This is a genomic window from Rhodobacter sp. 4.3.4 (assembly GCF_058724655.1).
Genome location: NZ_CM178967.1, coordinates 971,158 through 987,398, shown reverse-complemented (window position 1 = coordinate 987,398; position 16,241 = coordinate 971,158). Strand labels below are relative to the sequence as shown.

19 protein-coding genes are annotated in these 16,241 nt (G+C 67.4%); 7 read left to right on the top strand and 12 right to left on the bottom strand.

Translation table 11 applies throughout. The features are described 5' to 3' along the window. Positions 1–281 precede the first annotated feature (281 nt). Complete coding sequence (locus AC4PTB_RS04705) at positions 282–863, top strand: CHAP domain-containing protein (protein ID WP_492191937.1); 582 nt, start codon at positions 282–284, stop codon at positions 861–863. Between the two features lie 58 nt (positions 864–921). Here AC4PTB_RS04705 and AC4PTB_RS04700 read toward each other — a convergent pair whose 3' ends face one another. Genes AC4PTB_RS04700 through mgtE form a run of 3 tightly spaced genes read right to left on the bottom strand, consistent with a single transcriptional unit; the run spans position 922 to position 3,291 of the window. Then, positions 922–1,266 (bottom strand): zinc ribbon domain-containing protein YjdM, encoded by a 345-nt coding sequence (locus AC4PTB_RS04700; RefSeq protein WP_492191936.1) that lies wholly within the window; start codon positions 1,264–1,266, stop codon positions 922–924. 46 nt (positions 1,267–1,312) lie between these two features. Further along, complete coding sequence (locus AC4PTB_RS04695; protein ID WP_492191935.1) at positions 1,313–1,912, bottom strand: 5-formyltetrahydrofolate cyclo-ligase; 600 nt, start codon at positions 1,910–1,912, stop codon at positions 1,313–1,315. Then, positions 1,909–3,291 (bottom strand): magnesium transporter, encoded by a 1,383-nt coding sequence (gene mgtE, locus AC4PTB_RS04690; protein ID WP_492191934.1) that lies wholly within the window; start codon positions 3,289–3,291, stop codon positions 1,909–1,911. Before mgtE ends, AC4PTB_RS04695 begins: the two co-directional genes overlap by 4 nt. A gap of 174 nt (positions 3,292–3,465) precedes the next feature. On the opposite strand from mgtE, the gene guaD reads away from it, so the two are divergent. Continuing rightward, entirely contained in the window at positions 3,466–4,704 is a 1,239-nt protein-coding gene (gene guaD / locus AC4PTB_RS04685) for a guanine deaminase (protein WP_492192581.1), read from the top strand. An 81-nt stretch (positions 4,705–4,785) separates the two neighbouring features. Here the strand turns inward: guaD and AC4PTB_RS04680 are convergent, their stop codons facing one another. Continuing rightward, positions 4,786–5,607 carry an inositol monophosphatase family protein gene (locus AC4PTB_RS04680; protein ID WP_492191933.1) on the bottom strand — a complete coding sequence of 274 codons (822 nt, stop codon included), beginning with the start codon at positions 5,605–5,607 and terminating at the stop codon, positions 4,786–4,788. Positions 5,608–5,675: 68 nt separating this feature from the next. After that, entirely contained in the window at positions 5,676–6,038 is a 363-nt protein-coding gene (locus tag AC4PTB_RS04675; RefSeq protein WP_492191932.1) for a helix-turn-helix domain-containing protein, read from the bottom strand. Between the two features lie 336 nt (positions 6,039–6,374). Here AC4PTB_RS04675 and AC4PTB_RS04670 point away from each other — a divergent pair, with 336 nt between their 5' ends. Both AC4PTB_RS04670 and AC4PTB_RS04665 read left to right on the top strand, forming a co-directional pair. Beyond that, positions 6,375–7,334, top strand: a complete 960-nt coding sequence (locus AC4PTB_RS04670; RefSeq protein ID WP_492191931.1) for an NADPH:quinone oxidoreductase family protein — start codon at positions 6,375–6,377, stop codon at positions 7,332–7,334. Positions 7,335–7,455: 121 nt separating this feature from the next. Beyond that, on the top strand, positions 7,456–8,172 hold the full coding sequence (locus tag AC4PTB_RS04665) for a Bax inhibitor-1/YccA family protein (RefSeq protein WP_492191930.1): 717 nt from the start codon (positions 7,456–7,458) through the stop codon (positions 8,170–8,172). A gap of 69 nt (positions 8,173–8,241) precedes the next feature. Here the strand turns inward: AC4PTB_RS04665 and fghA are convergent, their stop codons facing one another. The 3 genes from fghA to AC4PTB_RS04650 form a co-directional block, all read right to left on the bottom strand. Further along, positions 8,242–9,072 carry an S-formylglutathione hydrolase gene (gene fghA, locus AC4PTB_RS04660; RefSeq protein WP_492191929.1) on the bottom strand — a complete coding sequence of 277 codons (831 nt, stop codon included), beginning with the start codon at positions 9,070–9,072 and terminating at the stop codon, positions 8,242–8,244. A gap of 7 nt (positions 9,073–9,079) precedes the next feature. After that, entirely contained in the window at positions 9,080–10,189 is a 1,110-nt protein-coding gene (locus tag AC4PTB_RS04655) for an S-(hydroxymethyl)glutathione dehydrogenase/class III alcohol dehydrogenase (RefSeq protein WP_492191928.1), read from the bottom strand. A 183-nt stretch (positions 10,190–10,372) separates the two neighbouring features. Then, positions 10,373–11,296 carry a LysR family transcriptional regulator ArgP gene (locus AC4PTB_RS04650; protein WP_492191927.1) on the bottom strand — a complete coding sequence of 308 codons (924 nt, stop codon included), beginning with the start codon at positions 11,294–11,296 and terminating at the stop codon, positions 10,373–10,375. 70 nt (positions 11,297–11,366) lie between these two features. Between AC4PTB_RS04650 and AC4PTB_RS04645 the strand changes: the two genes are divergently transcribed. Further along, positions 11,367–11,996 carry a LysE/ArgO family amino acid transporter gene (locus tag AC4PTB_RS04645; RefSeq protein ID WP_492191926.1) on the top strand — a complete coding sequence of 210 codons (630 nt, stop codon included), beginning with the start codon at positions 11,367–11,369 and terminating at the stop codon, positions 11,994–11,996. 67 nt (positions 11,997–12,063) lie between these two features. On the opposite strand, the gene rpsI is transcribed toward AC4PTB_RS04645, so the two are convergent. Next, positions 12,064–12,552 (bottom strand): 30S ribosomal protein S9, encoded by a 489-nt coding sequence (gene rpsI, locus AC4PTB_RS04640; protein ID WP_136906499.1) that lies wholly within the window; start codon positions 12,550–12,552, stop codon positions 12,064–12,066. Positions 12,553–12,554: 2 nt separating this feature from the next. Continuing rightward, positions 12,555–13,019, bottom strand: a complete 465-nt coding sequence (gene rplM, locus AC4PTB_RS04635; RefSeq protein ID WP_013066607.1) for a 50S ribosomal protein L13 — start codon at positions 13,017–13,019, stop codon at positions 12,555–12,557. A 240-nt stretch (positions 13,020–13,259) separates the two neighbouring features. On the opposite strand from rplM, the gene AC4PTB_RS04630 reads away from it, so the two are divergent. Next, positions 13,260–14,777: an SLC13 family permease gene (locus tag AC4PTB_RS04630; RefSeq protein WP_492191925.1), complete on the top strand. Its 1,518-nt coding sequence runs from the start codon at positions 13,260–13,262 to the stop codon at positions 14,775–14,777. On the opposite strand, the gene AC4PTB_RS04625 is transcribed toward AC4PTB_RS04630, so the two are convergent. Continuing rightward, complete coding sequence (locus AC4PTB_RS04625; RefSeq protein WP_492191924.1) at positions 14,756–15,172, bottom strand: PaaI family thioesterase; 417 nt, start codon at positions 15,170–15,172, stop codon at positions 14,756–14,758. The two genes, AC4PTB_RS04630 and AC4PTB_RS04625, sit on opposite strands and share 22 nt — an antisense overlap. Before the next feature lie 68 nt (positions 15,173–15,240). On the opposite strand from AC4PTB_RS04625, the gene AC4PTB_RS04620 reads away from it, so the two are divergent. Then, on the top strand, positions 15,241–16,026 hold the full coding sequence (locus tag AC4PTB_RS04620) for an enoyl-CoA hydratase (RefSeq protein WP_492191923.1): 786 nt from the start codon (positions 15,241–15,243) through the stop codon (positions 16,024–16,026). A 4-nt stretch (positions 16,027–16,030) separates the two neighbouring features. On the opposite strand, the gene AC4PTB_RS04615 is transcribed toward AC4PTB_RS04620, so the two are convergent. Beyond that, complete coding sequence (locus AC4PTB_RS04615) at positions 16,031–16,240, bottom strand: hypothetical protein (protein ID WP_492191922.1); 210 nt, start codon at positions 16,238–16,240, stop codon at positions 16,031–16,033. Between the last annotated feature and the right edge of the window lies 1 nt (position 16,241).

Genomic DNA, 16,241 nt, shown 5'->3' with positions numbered 1-16,241 from the left:
AACCGTTGCCTTGCGCAAAACGGCATTTCGGCCCGTTCGGGGACAGATTTCGGGCAGAGACTCGGGGGGGCGCGCGGAGGGGGTCAAAACCCCACGAACCCATCGGGAGACCTAGAGAAAAATTTCAGCCTCGGCGGAAATCCGCCGCCCGAAAAGCTGCAAGATGGCGGGATTCCGCCCGTTTTCCGCCCCCGCCGCGCAGGGCGCTTTAACCTTGATGCCGTTCCCGGTTAGGAGGTCACCTCGACGAAGCCACGCACTCACATTTCGTTACAGGTCCGATGAACATCACGCTGACATCCTCCGGGCGCCTTGCCCGGCTTCCCCTCGCTCTTGCCGTTCTGGCCGCGCTTTCGGCTTGCGGCGGTGGCGTCGGAACCGAACAGGCGACGCGGATGAGCTTTGCTTCGGCGAAGGAACGCCCCGAAGGTGTTGATCCGGCCCGGCGCGACAGCGCGGTGGCGCTGGCGCGGGAGCTGCGGTCGCGCGGCGGCCGGGTCTGGTGCGTGCCTTTCGCGCGCAATGTCTCGGGGATCGATCTGCAGGGCAATGCGGGCACCTGGTGGTCGAAGGCCTCGGGCCGCTACGAGCGCAGCCACCGCCCCGAACCGGGCGCGGTGATGGCCTTTTCCCCCACCCGCAAGATGCCGATGGGCCATGTCGCGGTGGTCTCCGAAGTGGTCTCGCCGCGCGAGATCAAGATCGATCATGCGAACTGGCAGCGCAACCGGGTGTCGCTGGGGATGCGCGTGCATGACGTGTCGAAAAACAACGACTGGAGCCAGGTCCGGGTGATGAGCCAGGACAGCGTCGCGGGCCGGGTCTATCCGGTCTCGGGCTTCATCCTCAAGGACCGGGGCTGAGGCCCCCTCCCCGACACCCCCCGGAAACAGCAAGGGCGCCCCGCGGCGCCCTTTTTCGTCAGTCCTGAACCTTTTTCACGAATTGCGACTTCAGCCCGATCTGGCCGACGCCGGGCAGCTTGCAATCGATGTCGTGATCGCCCGGCACCAGCCTTATGCCGCGGACCTTGGTGCCGACCTTGACCACCTGCGAGCTGCCCTTGAGCTTGAGATCCTTGATCACCGTCACCGTGTCGCCATCGGAAAGCACATTGCCGACGGCATCGCGGATCACGCCGGTCTCGGCGGCGTCGCCACCGGGGGCCCATTCATGGCCGCATTCGGGACAGCTGAAAAGCGCATCCACCTGATAGGTGAAGGTGCTGGCACATTCGGGGCACGGCGGCAGGGTGTCATCGGTCATGCCCCGCTTTAGCCCGCGCAGGCGGGCTTGACCAGAGCGCGCGGCCTCAGCCCCGGCCGGGATCGCGGGGCAGATCACGGCACAGATCACGGGGCGGCGGCAGGATCGGCCCGGTCTCGGTCACGATCAGATCGAGCGGCTGATCGGTGGGCTCGGTCGGAACAGTGTCTAGCTCCTGCGCCGCAAAGGCAAAGCCGATCGCCGTCACCGGCCCGGCAGCGCGCAGACGTTCCAGCGTGCGGTCGTAAAAACCGCCGCCATAGCCCAGCCGGAACCCGCGCCGGTCAAAGGCGACAAGCGGCACGATCAGCACCCGCGGCGTGATTTCGGCACCGGTTTCGGGGACATAGGCTCCGAAAGGTCCGGGGATCAGTGGCGCCTCGGGCGTCCAGCTGCGGAATGTCAGCGGCTGGCCTTCACCCGCAATCACCGGCACGCCGACCGCGCCGCGATGCGCCGCCATCGCCGGGCGCGGGTCGATCTCGGTGCGGATCGGCAGATAGCCCGCCAAGGGCGCGCCTGAAAACCGCATCAGCGCCGCCAGCAGATGCGCGCAGGCCTCGCCCTGCCCCGCCGCAAAGGCGGATTTGCGCGCGGCAAAGGCGGCTCTGCGCGCCTCGGCCTTGCACGCAGCCAGATCGGTCATATCAGAACCCAGGTCGCCAGACCCAGGAAGGCGAAGAAACCCATCACATCGGTCAGCGTGGTGACAAAGGTGCCCGAGGCCAGCGCCGGATCCAGCCCCAGCCGTTCCAGCGTCAAGGGCACCATCACGCCCCCCAGCGCCGCGACCAGCTGATTGACGATCATCGCCAGCCCCAGCACCACGCCCAGCTCGGCATGGCCAAAGATCAGCCCGCCCGCGACGCCCAGAAGCAGCGCCAGGCTCAGCCCGTTCACCAGCCCGGCGCCGATTTCCCGCAACACCACCCGGCGCGCGTTCGAGGCGGTCAGATCGCGCGTCGCCAAGGCCCGCACCGCCACGGCCAGCGATTGCGTTCCCGCGATCCCGCCGGTCGAGGCGACAATCGGCATCAGCGCCGCCAGCGCCACCAGCGAGGAGATCGTCGCCTGAAACTGCGAAATCACCACCGCCGAAAGCGAGGCCGTGAACAGATTGGCCACCAGCCAGGGCAGGCGCTGCCGCACGGTTTCCAGCACCGAATCGGAGATCGAGCTTTCCTCGCCCACCCCCGCCAGCCGCAGGATGTCTTCCTCGTGTTCCTCATCGAGCACGTTCATCGCGTCATCGATGGTGATCACGCCGACCAGACGGCCATCGTCATCCACCACCGGCGCCGAAATCAGGTGATACTGGTTGAAGGCATAGGCGACATCGCCCTCTTCCTGGCGGGCGGAAATGGTGCGGAAACTGTCCTCGGTGATTGCGCTGAGCGCGGTATCGGGCTTTGACGACAGGATCTTGCCCAAGGTCACATAGCCCACCGGATGATGCGCCGGATCGACGAGGATGACGTGATAGAACTGGTCGGGCAGCCAGTCCTCGCGCTGCAGAAAGCCGATCGCCTCGGCCACGGTCCAGTGCTGCGGGGCCACGACGACCTCGCGCTGCATCAGACGGCCGGCGGAATTTTCCGGCCAGGTCAGCGACTGCTCGACCGCGGCGCGGTCGGTTTCATCCAGCGCCTCAAGGATGGCTTCCTGCTGGACCTCCTCCAGATCCTCGATCAGGTCGACAACGTCGTCGGAATCAAGCTCGCGCACCGCCTCGGCCAGAACATCGGCCGGGATCTGCTCGATCACCTCCTCGCGGATCGATTCGTCGATCTCGGTCAGGATCTCGCCGTCCATCTCGCGGCCGTAAAGCCGCAGGATCTCGCGCCGCTCGGCGGTGGTGACCTGTTCCAGAAGGTCGGCGATATCGGCGCCGTGCAGCGGTTCGAGCAGCTCGGCCAGCAGCGCCGCGTCGCCCGCCTCGGTCGCGGTCAGAACGCGTTCGACCAGATCTTCGGTCAGCGCGGGCAGGTCTTCGGCTTCGTGCTCTTCTGCCCGCTCTTGTGCCATGCCGCCCCCTGTTGTCGCCCGTTTATGATTTGCGCCACCTTATCGCAGCCGACTGCGACAAAAAAGCCGTGATTGCCGAAGCCTGATCGCGGCCCTAGCATGGGGGCGCACGGGAAAGGAAGGTGGCGCGTGGAGATTTTGCTGGGGCAACTGCTGCGATACGCGGGCGATGCGATGATCGAGGGGCCGGGGGCGGCCCGGCACGACCGTCACGGCGCGGTGGCGATCGAGGCGGGGCGGATCGTCGATCTGGGCCCGGCCGCGGCGGTGCTGGCACGCCACCCGCAGGCGCATCGCACCGATCTGGGCGACAAGCTGATTTCGGCGGGCTTTGTCGATGCGCATGTGCATTACCCGCAGACCGCGATCATCGCCAGCTGGGGCAAGCGGCTGATCGACTGGCTCAACAGCTACACCTTCCCCGAGGAGATGCGCTTTGCCGATCCCGCCTATGCGGCCGAGATCGCCTCGCGCTATCTTGACCTGGCGCTGGCGCATGGCACGACCTCGATGTGCTCCTATGCGACGATCCATTCCTCCTCGGTCGATGCCTTCATGGGCGAGGCGGCGCGGCGCGGCATGCGCGCACTTGCGGGGCGGACCTGCATGGACCGCGACACCGCGCCCGCGGGGCTGCGCGACACGGCGCAGACGGCCTATGACGAAAGCAAGTCGCTTCTGACGCGCTGGCACGGGCGGGACCGGCTGGGCTATGTGATCACGCCGCGGTTCTCGCCCACCTCGACACCCGATCAGCTGCTGGCTTTGGGCAGCCTCTGGGCCGAGCATCCCGACTGTCTGATGCAGACGCATCTGAGCGAGCAGGTCGATGAAATCGCCTGGGTGAAAAGCCTGTATCCGGCGGCGCGGGACTATCTCGACACTTACGAAACCTTTGGCCTGCTGGGCGAAAACGGCGTTTACGGCCATGCGATCCACCTTGAGCCGCGCGAGATCGCCCGGCTGCGCGAGATCGGCGCGGGGCTGGCGCATTGCCCGACCTCGAACAGCTTCATCGGCTCGGGGCTGTTTGACACGGCGGGGCTGGCCGCGGCGGGGCTGCGGATCGGGCTGGCGACCGACACCGGCGGCGGATCAAGCTTCTCGATGCTGCGCACGATGGCGGCGGCCTATGAGATCGGGCAGCTCAAGCGCGGCGCACTGCATCCCGCCGCGCTCTGGTATCTGGCGACCCTTGGCGCGGCGCGGGTTTTGCGCATCGACACGATGGTCGGCAATATCGCCGCGGGGATGGAGGCGGATCTGATCGCCGTCGATCTGGCCTCGACCCCGGCGATCGCGCAGCGCGCCGAGCGGGCAGGCGATTTCTGGGAGGCGCTTTTCCCGACGATCATGATGGGCGATGACCGCGCCATTGCCGGGGTCTGGGTGGCCGGACGGCGGATGAAGTGATCCCCTCGGGGAAGTCCGAAGGGGCCCGACGGCCCCTTCGGGCGGGGGGCTCGGGGGGCGGCAGCCCCCCGATCTTGCCCCTCAGCCGTTCAGCACCGCCATCGCCGCCGCATGCACCTCGGCATTGGCCGCCGCCAGCACCCGCCCTCCACGATATGCCGGACCGCCCGTCCAGTCGGTCACGATGCCGCCTGCCGCCTCGATCACCGCGATCGGCCCGCCAACGTCATAGGGCTGCAGCCCCGCCTCGACCACCAGATCGATCTGCCCCGCCGCGATCAGCCCATAGGCATAGCAATCCGTACCATAGCGCGTCAGCTTCACCTGAGCCGCCAGCCGGGCGAAGGCCGCGCCCTCCTCGGGCGTGCCCACCTCGGGGAAGGTGGAATAAAGGATCGCCTCGGACAGCGGCCGCGGGCCGCGGGCGCGCAGATCGGCCCGGCCCAGCGGCCCGGTCACCCGCGCCTGACCGAACCCGCCCAGGAACCGCTCGCCGATATAGGGCTGGTCGATCAGCCCCAGAAGCGGCGCCCCGGGCGTGTCGCCGCCCTCTTCCGAAAGCGCGATCAGCACCCCCCAGGTCGGCGTGCCCGACAGATAGCCCCGGGTGCCGTCGATCGGGTCCAGCACCCAGGTCAGACCCGATGTCCCGCGCGTCACGCCGAATTCCTCGCCCCAGATCCCGTCCGCGGGCCGCCGCCAGGCCAGGATCTCGCGCATCGCCTGTTCCGCGGCGCGGTCGGCCACGGTGACCGGATCGAAGCGCACCGCCTCCTTGGTTTCGGCGGCGATCCCGCCCGGGACGCGGAAATGCACCAGCGTCACCGCCCGCGCGGCATCGGCAAGGGCCTCGGCAGTGGCGATCAGATCGGCCTTTTCGGCCTCGCTCAGATGGGGCGGCATGTGGACTCCGAAAAAAGACGGGGAGCGTCACCGCTCCCCGTCTTTTCAACCCCGATTGTGCGGCCATATCAAGCCACGTCGGAGAGGACCTTCGCCAATTCGAACAGACGGCGCCGCTGCGCCTCGGGGATCGCGTAATAGGACCGCACCAGCGCCAGCGCTTCCTTGTCGGAGAACAGATCCCCCTCCTGCGCCGCCGTGTTCGGGTCCTCGCCCGACAACCCCTCGAAGAAGAACGACACCGGCACGTCGAGCGCATCGGCAATGTCCCAAAGCCGCGAGGCCGAGACACGGTTCATCCCCGTTTCGTATTTCTGAATCTGCTGGAACTTGATGCCGACCTTGTCGGCCAGCTGTTGTTGCGTGACCCCCGCCAGCCAGCGACGGTGACGGATACGTTTGCCCACATGGACATCGACCGGATGCTTCATTCATTCTTCCCCGGAGCTCTTCGGATAGATGACGCTAGCATAGAGCAGAGAGGCGCTGCGGTTGCAAATTCTGGAAACTATCCAAAAAGACAGGTGAAATCAGGGGTTAACCGCTACGTTATGTCGCACATTCCGCGCCTTTTGAAAATATTGCCTCAAGATCGGCGGCCCCGGCCGCCGCGCGATTCGCAAATTGCATCGCAAATTGCACTTTCGTCGCGCAAACCATGCGCTTCGCGTGCCGGTTGATTCGGCGATCAAGAACCATCCCGGGGGCTGGTCGCGCCGCCCCCTCCGCGCTAGGCTGACAGCCCCGATCCCAGACCGGAGACCCAGATGCGCGCCTTCCTTCACACCGATCCGACGACGCCGCCGACGCTTGCCGATCTGCCGCTGCCCGCCCCCGGCCCGGGCGAGGTGGCGGTGCGGATCGCCGCCTGCGGCCTGAATTTCGCCGACCTGCTGATGCTCGAGGGGCGCTATCAGGCCACCCCGCCGCTGCCCTTCGTGCCCGGGCTCGAGGCCGCGGGCACGATCACCGCCGCCGGGCCGGGCACAAGCCTGACGCCGGGCACCCGCGTTGCCATCCATGCCGGTCACGGCGGCCTGGCCGAGGCCGGGGTCTTTGCCGAGGACCGTTGCACCCCCCTGCCCGACAGCCTGGATTTCGACACCGCCGCCGCCTTCCAGATCGCCTATGGCACCTCGCATCTGGCGCTGACCCTGCGCGGGCGGCTGGCCCCGGGCGAGACGCTGGTGGTGCTGGGCGCGGCGGGGGGCGTCGGGCTGACCGCGGTCGAGATCGGCGCGCGGCTGGGGGCGCGGGTGATCGCCGTCGCGCGCGGGGCCGAAAAATGCGCCATCGCCGCACAGGCGGGCGCGGCCGAGACGCTGGATGCCGAGACCCCCGATCTGAAAGCCGCGCTGAAGGCGCTTGGCGGCGCCGATGTCGTTTATGACGCGGTCGGCGGCAGCTTGGGCGAGGCCGGTTTCGCGGCGCTGAAACCGGGCGGGCGGTTCTTGCTGATCGGCTTTGCCGCGGGGGCACCGCCCGCGCTCAAGCTCAACCATGCTTTGGTGAAAAACCTTGAAATCCATGGGCTTTACTGGGGCGGCTATCTGGATCTCGACCCGGCGGCGCTGCGCCGCTCGATGACCGAGCTTTTCGCCCTTGCCGCTTCGGGCCAGCTGCATCCGCATATCTCCGCCCGCTTCCCCCTGTCGCAGACCGCCGCGGCGCTGGAGATGTTGCGCACCCGCCGCTCCACCGGCAAGATCGTCGTCACGATGGGGTGAGGCCACCCCGCCGGCGGCCGATTTTCTGCCGCCGGGTTCTTGAAACCCCCCCGGTCCTTTCCAATATCGGACCCGACGGCGCGCGCTCTTGCCGGGTGCCGCACAGACTGGAGACAACCACATGGCTAATTACAACACGATGCACAGCACCGCGGCTGGCCGTGCGAGTTACATCGACGAGGGTCTGCGGACTCACATGAACAAGGTCTATGGCCTGATGTCGGTGGCGATGATCGTCACCGGCGCCGTGGCCTTCGGCGTCAGCCTGAACGAGCAGCTGCTGGCCGCGATCTTCGGCACGCCGCTGAAATGGGTTGTGATGTTCGCGCCGCTGGTCGTGGTCTTCGCCTTCTCGGCGCTGATCCACAAGATGCAGACCTCGACCGCGCAGATGGTGTTCTTCGGCTATTCGGCGCTGATGGGCCTGTCGCTGAGCTTCATCTTCAAGGTCTACACCGGCGTTTCGATCGCCCAGACCTTCCTGATCACCGCCATCGCCTTCGCGGCGCTGTCGCTTTACGGCTACACGACGAAGCGCAACCTCTCGGCTTTCGGCTCGTTCCTGATGATGGGTCTGATTGGCCTGATCGTCGCCTCGCTGCTGAACATCTTCATCGCGTCGTCGGCGCTGCAATTCGCGATCTCGGTGATCGGTGTGCTGCTGTTTGCGGGTCTGACCGCCTATGACACGCAGAACATCAAGAACACCTATCTGCAACTGGCCCAATCGGATGCGGATTTCCTTGGCAAGGCCGCGATCCTTGGCGCGCTGCAGCTCTACATGGACTTCCTGAACCTGTTCATGTTCCTGCTGCAGTTCCTTGGCAATCGCGAATGATCTGAACGACCCGAACCAACCTCCGGGAAAGGCCCCGCGGTCCGCCGCGGGGTTTTTTCCGTTTTGGGCTCAGCCCTGCAGCGCGGCAGCGTGATGGGCGAAGTGATCGGCCAGGAAGCTCGCGATGAAGTAATAGCTGTGGTCATAGCCCGGATGGCGGCGCAGCGTCACCGGATGGCCAAGCCGCGCCGCTTCCTCGGCAAAGATCCAGGGCTTGAGCTGGTCTTCAAGGAAGCTGTCCGCCTCGCCCTGATCGATCAGGATCGGCAGACGCTCGGTCGCTCCCGCCAGCAGCGCCATCGCATCCCATTCCGCCCAAGCCGCCCGGTCCGGCCCCAGATAGGCCGAGAAGGCCTTTTCCCCCCAAGGCACCTGCATCGGCGCGACGATCGGGGAAAAGGCCGAGACGGCCCGGTAGCGCCCGGGATGGCGCAAGGCCGCCACCAGCGCACCGTGGCCGCCCATCGAATGCCCCATCACCGAGCGCCGGTCAGAGGCCGGGAAAGCGGCTTCGATCAGCGCGGGCAGTTCGGTCACGACATAATCGTGCATCCGGTAATGGGCGGACCACGGCGCCTGAGTGGCGTTCAGGTAAAACCCCGCCCCCTGCCCCAGATCATAGGCCGGATCATCGGCCACGCCGTCGCCGCGGGGGCTGGTGTCGGGGGCGACGACAATCAGCCGATGCCGCGCCGCATGGGCCTGCGCCCCCGCCTTGGTGATGAAATTCTGCTCATTGCAGGTCAGGCCCGAGAGCCAATAGACCACCGGCAGCCGCTCCCCCGGTTCATGCGCCGGGGTGTAAAGGCCAAAGCGCATCTCGCAGCCCAGCGTGGCGGAGGTGTGGTGCCACACCTCCTGCGTGCCGCCGAAAGACCCATGCGTTTCAAGACGTTCCATCGCGGCCTCAGAATTTGATCACGGAGCGGATCGACTTGCCCGCGTGCATCAGGTCGAAGGCCTCGTTGATCTGATCGAGCCCCATCGTGTGGGTGACAAAGGGCTCAAGCTCGATCTCCCCCGCCATCGCCTGCTCGACCATGCCCGGCAGTTGCGAGCGCCCCTTCACCCCGCCAAAGGCCGTGCCCATCCATTTGCGCCCGGTCACCAGCTGGAACGGCCGGGTGGAGATTTCCTGCCCCGCCCCGGCAACGCCGATGATCACCGATTGCCCCCAGCCGCGATGCGCGCATTCCAGCGCCGCCCGCATGACGTTGACATTGCCGATGCACTCAAAACTGTGATCGACGCCCCAGCCAGTCATCTCGACGATCACCTGCTGAATGGGCTTGTCGTGATCCTTGGGGTTGACGCAATCGGTGGCGCCGAACTGCCGCGCCAGATCGAATTTCGCCGGGTTGGTGTCGATGGCGATGATCCGCCCGGCCTTCGCCTGCCGCGCACCCTGAATCACCGCCAGCCCGATCCCGCCAAGGCCAAAGACCGCGACGCTGTCGCCTGCCTGCACCTTGGCGGTGTTGTGCACCGCGCCGATGCCGGTGGTCACGCCGCAGCCCAGCAGGCAGACATGTTCGTGATTGGCCGCGGGGTTGATCTTCGCCAGCGAGACCTCGGCCACCACGGTATATTCGGAAAAGGTCGAGCAACCCATGTAGTGATACAGCGGCTGGCCGTTGTAGGAAAAGCGCGAGGTGCCATCGGGCATCACACCCTTGCCCTGGGTCGCGCGGACCGCGGTGCAGAGATTGGTTTTCCCCGATTTGCAGAACAGGCATTCGCCGCATTCGGCGGTGTAAAGCGGAATGACATGATCGCCCGGTTGGACCGAGGTGACGCCGGGGCCGACCTCGACCACCACGCCCGCGCCCTCATGGCCCAGCACGACCGGGAACAGGCCTTCGGGGTCATCCCCCGACAGAGTAAAGGCGTCGGTGTGGCACACGCCGGTATCGGTGATGCGGATCAGAACCTCGCCCGCTTGCGGCGGCGCGACATCGATTTCCACGACTTCAAGGGGTTTGCCCGGCGCAAAGGCCACGGCGGCACGCGATTTCATGTCTTTCTCCCTGTTGGTCTGTTTGAGACAGCTGCGCATCAGCGCCAGCAATTCCCCGGTTCTGGCGCCGCCCTCTCCCTCGGGCGGGCGGGTGATCCGCTTCACCCGCGGCAGAATGCGCTTCTTGTCCTCGGGTGGGGTCGGCAGCAGTGTCTCCCCCGGATCATACTGCGGGGGAGGATATCAGTCCGCCCCCGCAAGACCAGCGATTCCCGCATCGGGCGGGATCAGGCAGCGCCGCGCCTCGGCCACGACCTCGCGCGTCAGCGCCTCCAGCAGCCGCGCCCCCAGCCGCGCATGCTGCCAGTGCAGCCCCACCTCCAGCCCGGCGCCGTGCAAAAGCTCGACCAGCCGCCCCTCCGCAAGCGGCGCCGCGACAAGCGGAAGCGGATGCAGCCCCCAGCCCAATCCAAGCAGGCTGGCGTCCAGAAACCCCTGCGTCGAGGGCAGCTGATGCGTCGGCGCCTGCAGCGGCAGATCCAGATGACGGCGCAGCCAGCGCGCCTGCAGCCCGTCCTTGCGGTCGAATTGCAGCACCGGCGCATGCGCGAGCGCCGCGGCCGTGACGCCTTGCGGGAAGTGCCGCGCCATGAAGCCGGGGCTGGCGCAGGCGACATAGCGCAAGGCCCCCAGCGGCCGGGTCCGGCAGCCGGGCACCGCAAGCGGTTCCGCCGTCACCGCCGCCAGCACCTCGCCCGCGCGCAGTCGCGCCGCGGTGTGTTCCTCGTCATCCAGCAGCAGATGCAATAGCGCCCCGGTCGCTTCGGAAAACCGCGCCGCGGCGGGCAGAAACCAGCTGCCCAGCGAATCCGCATTCACCGCCACGGGAAGCGCGGGGGGCCCCTGCCCCGCCAATGCCGGAAGATCGGCCGCCAGCTCGCCTTCCAGCAGCTGCACCCGCGCGACATGGGCACACAGCCGCGCCCCCGCCTCGGTCGGCACCGGCGGCTGACTGCGCACCACCAGAGTCGCCCCCACCCGCTCTTCCAGCGCCCGGATCCGCTGCGACACCGCCGAGGGCGTGACCCCCAGCCGAGCCGCCGCCCGGTCGAACCCGCCTTCGCGGATCACCGCGGCCAGGGCCGCCAGCAGGGGATAGTCGAGCACCTTAGCCATCCTTCATCGAGCTTAGCATCCTGAATTTGACTACACCCGCAAGCGCGGGCAAGGAAGTCCGATGACCCAGCTTGCCCCCCTCCTCACCGGTTTCGCCCTGTCCCTTGGCCTCATCGTCGCGATCGGCGCGCAGAATGCCTTCGTGCTGCGCCAGGGGCTGCGACGCGAACATGTGGGACTTGTCGTCGCTTTCTGCGCGGCTTGCGACCTGGCGCTGATCGCCGCCGGGGTGGCGGGACTGGGCGCGGTGCTGGGCACGGCGCCGCGGCTGGTCACCGCGCTGTCACTGGGCGGGGCGGTATTTCTGGGCTGGTACGGACTGTCGGCGCTGCGCCGCGCGCTGCGGCCCGAGCGGCTGGAGGCCGACAACGGCGGTGTGGCGCTGACGCGCGCCGGGGCGCTGGCGCGGGTGGCGGGCTTCACGCTGCTCAACCCGCATGTCTATCTGGATACGGTGCTGCTTGTGGGCTCGGTCGGCGCGGCGCAACCGGCGGGGGCGCATCTGCCCTTTGTGCTGGGCGCGGGCCTGGCCAGCGCGGTCTGGTTCACCGCACTGGGCTTCGGCGCCCGGTTTCTGGCGCCGCTCTTTGCGCGGCCGCTGGCCTGGCGGGTGCTGGATCTGCTGATCGGTGCGATGATGCTGACGCTGGCGGCGGGGCTTTTGCGCCGGGTCTGGGCGATGACCGTCTAAGCGGCCACCGGCAAAGGAAAAGGCGGCCCCGGACCGGGACCGCCCTGTGATCTTGAGGTCGAAACGATCAGCGTTTCGAGAACTGGAACGAGCGACGGGCCTTGGCCTTGCCGTATTTCTTCCGTTCGACAACGCGGCTATCGCGGGTCAGGAAGCCAGCGGCTTTCAGCGCGGCGCGCAGCGACGGCTCGTGCAGTTGCAGCGCTTTCGAGATGCCGTGCTTGACCGCACCGGCCTGACCCGAAAGACCGCCGCCGACCACCGTCGCCATCACGTCATACTGGCCTTCGACGCCAGCGACGCCGAACGGCTGGTTGACGATCAGCTGCAGCACCGGACGCGCGAAATAGACCGGCATTTCCTTGCCGTTCACGGTGATCTTGCCGGTGCCGGGCTTCACCCAGACGCGGGCCACGGCGTTCTTGCGCTTGCCGGTGGCATAGGCGCGGCCCTGGGCGTCACGCACCGGGGTACGCTCCACCGCGGCGGCCACGGCCGCCGCCGGGGTGCCCGAAACGGCCGACTTCAGATCGTCGAGGGATTTGATATCGGACATGATCAGGCGCTCCGGGTGTTCTTCTTGTTCAGGACTTTCACGTCCAGAACTTCGGGCTGTTGGGCTTCATGCGGATGGGCGGCCCCGGCGTAAACGCGCAGGTTCGACATCTGCGCGCGGCCCAGACGGTTGCGCGAGATCATGCGTTCGACGGCCTTGATCACCACGCGCTCGGGATGCGCGCCTTCCAGAACCTGACGCGCGGTGCGGAACTTGATCCCGCCCGGGTGGTTCGTGTGCCAGTAGTAGCGCTTGTCTTCGCGCTTGGCACCGGTCATCTGCACCTTGTCGGCGTTGATGATGATGACGTTGTCACCCATGTCCATGTGGGGGGTGAAGGTCGGCTTGTGCTTGCCACGCAGGCGCATGGCAACGATCGTGGCGAGGCGGCCCAGAACGACGCCCTCGGCGTCGATCAGGATCCACTTCTTCTCGATCTCCGCCGGTTTCGCGGTATAGGTTTTCATTGTCGATCGCCCTTTGAAGGGTTGGGAAACTGGATGCGGGCTTATCCGCGCTTTCCGATCACAAAGCAAGCGCGTTGATGCGATTTATTTCATTCCAAATCAATGACTTGAAAAATAGGTATCAAAATACCCCACTCTGGGCGCAAAAATGATTCTGGTTCCGGCGGCGCGATCGGTCGCGCCCCAGCCGCCGCCGCCCGTGCTAGGCTGGGGCGCGGCAACCGGAACACGGGAGAGAACATGACCGAGCGGCAGGCGAGCGGATCGGCACCGGGCAAGACGCTGCCGGCGGAGGCGCTGCCGGCGGAGGCGCTGCCGGCGGGGCGGCGCATCGGGCTTCTGGCCGGCCCGCTCTGCCTAGTGCCGGTGCTGGCGCTGCCCGCGCCCGCGGATCTTCCGCCCGAAGCCTGGCGCCTGGCCGGGCTGACGCTGTGGATGGTGATCTGGTGGCTGAGCGAGGCGGTGCCGCTGGCCGCCACCGCGCTCCTGCCCGTCGCTGTGATGCCACTTCTGGGCATCCTGCCCATCGCCGCGGTCACGGCGCATTACGGCAACCCGTTGATCTTCCTTTTTCTTGGCGGCTTTCTTCTGGCCGCCGCGATGGAGCGCCACGGGCTGCACCGGCGCATCGCGCTGTTCATCGTCGCCCGTGCCGGACATTCCGCGCGCGGCCTGATCTCGGGCTTCGCGCTCGCCACCGCCTTTTTGTCGATGTGGATCTCGAACACCGCGGCGGCGATGATGATGGTCACCGTCGCCACCTCGGTCGTCGTCTTCGTCGAGACCCATGCCGAGAGGGAACGGGCGCGGGCCTTCGGCGTGGCGCTGATGCTGGGCATCGCCTGGTCGGCCTCGATCGGCGGCGTGGGCACGCTGATCGGCACGCCGCCGAATGCGCTTTTGGCCAGCATTCTGGCCGAAAGCCACGGGATCGAGATCGGCTTCTTTCAATGGATGCTGTTTGGCGTGCCGGTGGTGGCGGTGATGCTGCCGGTCATGCTTGTGCTGCTGACCCGCTGGCTGTTTGACCTTGGCGGGCTGGATCTGACCGCGGCGCGGGCGCTGATCACCGCCGAAGCCCGGGCGCTTGGCCCGTTCGGCCGGGCCGAGGCGATCGTGGCCACGGTCTTCGTGCTGACCGCTCTGGCCTGGGTGCTGCGCGCGCCGCTTGGCCTGCCGATTTCGGACAGCGGCATCGCGATCACCGCGGCGCTGCTGCTTTTTGCCTGCCCGCTCGGGCGGGGCCGCGGCTTCGTGCTGGACTGGAGCGTCGCCCCCGCCCTGCCCTGGGGCATCCTGCTGCTGTTCGGCGGTGGGCTGGCGCTGGCGGCGGGGTTCGAAAGCTCTGGCCTTGCGGCGGCGGTGGGGGGGCTTGCGCGCGGTCTGGCGGCGCTGCCGCTGTGGCTTCTGGTGCTGATCGTCGCGACGGGGATCGTGTTTCTGAGCGAGCTGACCTCGAACACCGCCGCCGCCGCGACCTTCCTGCCGGTGACGGCGGCGGTGGCGACGGGGCTTGGCTTGGCCGTGCCCTGGCTGATGCTGCCGGTGGCGGTTGGCGCCTCGATGGCCTTCACCCTGCCCACCGCCACGCCGCCCAATGCGATCGCCTTTTCCTGGAAGGGCTTGCGGCTGGCCGACATGGCCCGGGCGGGGGCGCGCATGGACCTGATCGCCATCGTGGTGATCTTTGCCGCGGTGATGCTGCTGGCGCCGGTGGTCTTCGAGCTTGCGCCGCCTCAGCGCGGCGGGACCGAATAGGTCATCGAAGCCCGCGCGACCGGCTCCGCCTCGCCTTCGGAAAAGATCAGGCAATCGCCCACCGCCAGGGATCGCCCCAGTTTCAGCACCCGCACCCGCGCCAGCAGGTCGATCCCGGCCAGCGGCTTGCGCAGAAAGTCGATCGTGGCATTCGTCGTCACCGACAGCGCCACCGGGCCGATGCGGCTCAGGATCGCCAGATAGATGCCCACATCGGCCAGCGCGAACATCGTTGGCCCCGAGACCGTGCCGCCCGGGCGCAGATGGCTGTCATCGACGCGCAGCCGGATCACCGTTTCCGCCCCCGCTTCGATCACCTCGAACATATCGGCCACCTGCGCAAACTCGCGGCGCAAAAAGGCGTTCAGCGCCGTCACGTCCATCTTCAGTTGCATCTTTCCTCCCGGCCTCTCCCAGGCCTAGACTTCCGGGTCCAGAGTTCCGGGCCGGGGGAGGAATTGCAATGAGCGAGCTTGTCGGGATCGAAAAACGTGGCGTCACCGCGCATCTGACGTTGAACAGCCCGGGGACGCTGAATGCGCTCTCGGATGCGATGCTGGCGGCGCTGGCGGCGCGGTTTGCGGCGCTGGCCGGGGATGCGGGGGTGAAGGTCGTGGTGCTGAAAGGCGCGGGCAAGGGCTTTTGCGCGGGCCATGACCTGCGCGAAATGCAGGCCGGGCGGGCGGCAGCGGATGGCGGGCGGGCGTATTTCGCCGATCTTTTCTCGCGCTGCGCCGCGGTGATGCAGATGATCCCTGCCCTGCCGCAGCCGGTGATCGCCGAAGTCCACGGCATCGCCACCGCCGCGGGCTGCCAGCTGGTGGCCAGCTGCGATCTGGCCGTCGCGGCCGAGGGCACGCGCTTTGGCGTCAACGGGGTGAACATCGGGCTGTTCTGCTCGACGCCGATGGTGGCGCTGAGCCGTGTGGTGCCGCGCAAGGTCGCCTTCGAGATGCTGACGACGGGGGAATTCATCGACGCCGCCCGCGCGCGCGAGGTCGGGCTGGTCAACCGCGTCGTGCCACAGGGCGAGCTTGAGGCGGCAACGACGGCGCTGGCCGAGACGCTTGCCGCGAAACTGGGTGCCGCGGTTAGGATCGGCAAGCGGGCGTTTTACGAGCAGATCGGGATGGATCAGGCCGCGGCCTATGACCATGCGGGCGCGGTGATGGTGGAAAACATGCTTTACCGCGACACCGCCGAGGGGGTGCAGGCGTTTCTCGACAAGCGCAAACCGGATTGGGCGTGACGGCTCAGCGCATCCGCCGGGTGATCGCCGCCGCCTGGCGCGCGCGCTTTGCCGCCTGACGCGCCGATTTCGCCGCCTTGCGCTCGGCCTTGGTCATCTGCGCGGCGGGCTTGCCCTGGCCCGCGGCCAGCTCGATCCCCTTCGCCACGCCGATCCGCAGCAGGCGGCGCAGGGTCATGTTCCAGACCATCTGCAACAGCTTCATCGGGTCCATC

Bases quoted from the DNA above. Each gene is read 5' to 3' on its own strand.
- AC4PTB_RS04625 (WP_492191924.1), bottom strand. From the start codon at position 15,172: ATGCAACTGAAGATGGACGTGACGGCGCTGAACGCCTTTTTGCGCCGC.
- rplM (WP_013066607.1), bottom strand. From the start codon at position 13,019: ATGAAAACCTATACCGCGAAACCGGCGGAGATCGAGAAGAAGTGGATC.
- AC4PTB_RS04675 (WP_492191932.1), bottom strand. From the start codon at position 6,038: ATGAAGCATCCGGTCGATGTCCATGTGGGCAAACGTATCCGTCACCGT.
- AC4PTB_RS04620 (WP_492191923.1), top strand. From the start codon at position 15,241: ATGAGCGAGCTTGTCGGGATCGAAAAACGTGGCGTCACCGCGCATCTG.
- AC4PTB_RS04700 (WP_492191936.1), bottom strand. From the start codon at position 1,266: ATGACCGATGACACCCTGCCGCCGTGCCCCGAATGTGCCAGCACCTTC.
- AC4PTB_RS04615 (WP_492191922.1), bottom strand. From the start codon at position 16,240: ATGGACCCGATGAAGCTGTTGCAGATGGTCTGGAACATGACCCTGCGC.
- AC4PTB_RS04665 (WP_492191930.1), top strand. From the start codon at position 7,456: ATGGCTAATTACAACACGATGCACAGCACCGCGGCTGGCCGTGCGAGT.
- AC4PTB_RS04655 (WP_492191928.1), bottom strand. From the start codon at position 10,189: ATGAAATCGCGTGCCGCCGTGGCCTTTGCGCCGGGCAAACCCCTTGAA.
- AC4PTB_RS04705 (WP_492191937.1), top strand. From the start codon at position 282: ATGAACATCACGCTGACATCCTCCGGGCGCCTTGCCCGGCTTCCCCTC.
- AC4PTB_RS04695 (WP_492191935.1), bottom strand. From the start codon at position 1,912: ATGACCGATCTGGCTGCGTGCAAGGCCGAGGCGCGCAGAGCCGCCTTT.
- AC4PTB_RS04680 (WP_492191933.1), bottom strand. From the start codon at position 5,607: ATGCCGCCCCATCTGAGCGAGGCCGAAAAGGCCGATCTGATCGCCACT.
- mgtE (WP_492191934.1), bottom strand. From the start codon at position 3,291: ATGGCACAAGAGCGGGCAGAAGAGCACGAAGCCGAAGACCTGCCCGCG.
- AC4PTB_RS04670 (WP_492191931.1), top strand. From the start codon at position 6,375: ATGCGCGCCTTCCTTCACACCGATCCGACGACGCCGCCGACGCTTGCC.
- AC4PTB_RS04630 (WP_492191925.1), top strand. From the start codon at position 13,260: ATGACCGAGCGGCAGGCGAGCGGATCGGCACCGGGCAAGACGCTGCCG.
- rpsI (WP_136906499.1), bottom strand. From the start codon at position 12,552: ATGTCCGATATCAAATCCCTCGACGATCTGAAGTCGGCCGTTTCGGGC.
- guaD (WP_492192581.1), top strand. From the start codon at position 3,466: ATGATCGAGGGGCCGGGGGCGGCCCGGCACGACCGTCACGGCGCGGTG.
- AC4PTB_RS04645 (WP_492191926.1), top strand. From the start codon at position 11,367: ATGACCCAGCTTGCCCCCCTCCTCACCGGTTTCGCCCTGTCCCTTGGC.
- fghA (WP_492191929.1), bottom strand. From the start codon at position 9,072: ATGGAACGTCTTGAAACGCATGGGTCTTTCGGCGGCACGCAGGAGGTG.